We start from the raw sequence: 1,321 nt of genomic DNA, 5'->3' as shown, positions 1-1,321 counted from the left end.
CTGCTGCTCGTCGCCTGGGCCGACCTCAGCTACGCGGAGGTCGCCGAGGCGCTGGACATACCCATCGGCACCGTGCGCTCCCGGCTGAGCCGGGCCCGGCGCAAGGTCCGCGCGGCCGTCGGGCCCGATCCCCACTCCACCCACGACGCACCGGAGGCGGCAACCCATGGATGAGATGTCGAAGCTGCGTGAGTGGCGCGACGACGCGCCGACCCCCGACAGGACCCGCCTGGCCCCCGGCCGCCGCCGGCTGCTCGACGCGGCCGGCGCCCGCAAGCGCCGGCGGCTGCCGGGGCTCGGCGACTGGCGCGTGGTGTCGGGCGCGGTGGCCGCGGGCGTCACGGCGGTGGCGCTGCTGTCGACGGGCGTGGGCGGCGGTACAGGGACGCCGGCGGCGGACGGCGGCGCGCAGTTGGCAAGGCCACTGGAGCCGCAGGCCAGGGCGTCGGATCTGCTGCTGAAGGCCGCGACGGTGGTGGCGGCGGACCCCGTGCCGAAGCCGGAGTCGGGGGAGTGGGTGTACGTGCGGGAGGTCCGCGTCGGCGTGTCCGAGCCGGACGACCCCTCGCCGAACGTGATGGAGGACTGGATCGAGTACGCGGACCCCGAGTTCGAGGACTGGAACGAGGGCGACGACCACTCGCCGCGGGAGGGCTTCGAGTACCTCGCCGCGCTGCCCGACGACACCGACGCGGTGCTCCAGAAGGCCCGCTGGTTCTATCCCGAGGACGGCGAACGCCCCGACACCGAGGACCCGGGCGCCGGGCGCAGCGAGACGGAGCTGGCCGCGTGGAACTTCGGGTCGCTCGGACTGCTGGCCGGGACGGCGCCCCACCACCCCGGCGGGCAGGCCCGCGTCTACCAGGCCATGGCCACGATTCCGGGGCTGCGGGTCGCGGACACCACCGTGACAGACCCGGCCGGCCGGCGGGCGCTGGCGTTCTACCTCGGCGACGAGGTGGACACCGGCGACGGCCCGTACCGGGACGAACTGCTGCTCGACCCCGAGACGTACACCTACCTGGGCACCCGGTACGTCGCGACCGAGGACACCGAGCAGTCGCAGTACGGGCCGGCGGCGGAGGAGGGCGAGGTGGTGGCCGGCACGGCGGTCCTCAGCACCGCGCTGGTGGACGACGACGGCGAACGGCCGTGAGGGCCGGCGGCGGCTCCCGCCGGCGCGTGTCGCCATACGGACCGGTTCGCCTCCCGCGCCGGGCGGCGGTTAGCGTTCGGGTATGAGCGACGCAGCGACCTCCGCCACCCTCACCACCGGCGCCGCGGCCACCGGCCTGGCCACCGTCACCACCGACGGCACCGT

At 75.5% G+C, this 1,321-nt stretch carries 2 protein-coding genes; both read left to right on the top strand.

What is annotated here, in order from left to right; translation table 11 throughout:
- A partial coding sequence (locus tag H5J30_RS33750; protein WP_309505712.1) for a sigma factor-like helix-turn-helix DNA-binding protein occupies positions 1-174 on the top strand: 174 nt, incomplete at its 5' end.
- Positions 167-1,156: a CU044_5270 family protein gene (locus tag H5J30_RS33745; protein WP_258563674.1), complete on the top strand. Its 990-nt coding sequence runs from the start codon at positions 167-169 to the stop codon at positions 1,154-1,156. The genes H5J30_RS33750 and H5J30_RS33745, both read left to right, overlap by 8 nt.
- Positions 1,157-1,321: the final 165 nt, after the last annotated feature.

Source organism: Streptomyces phytophilus, assembly GCF_013870535.1.
Lineage (GTDB): Bacteria > Actinomycetota > Actinomycetes > Streptomycetales > Streptomycetaceae > Streptomyces > Streptomyces phytophilus.
This window is presented reverse-complemented; position numbering and strand designations above follow the sequence as displayed.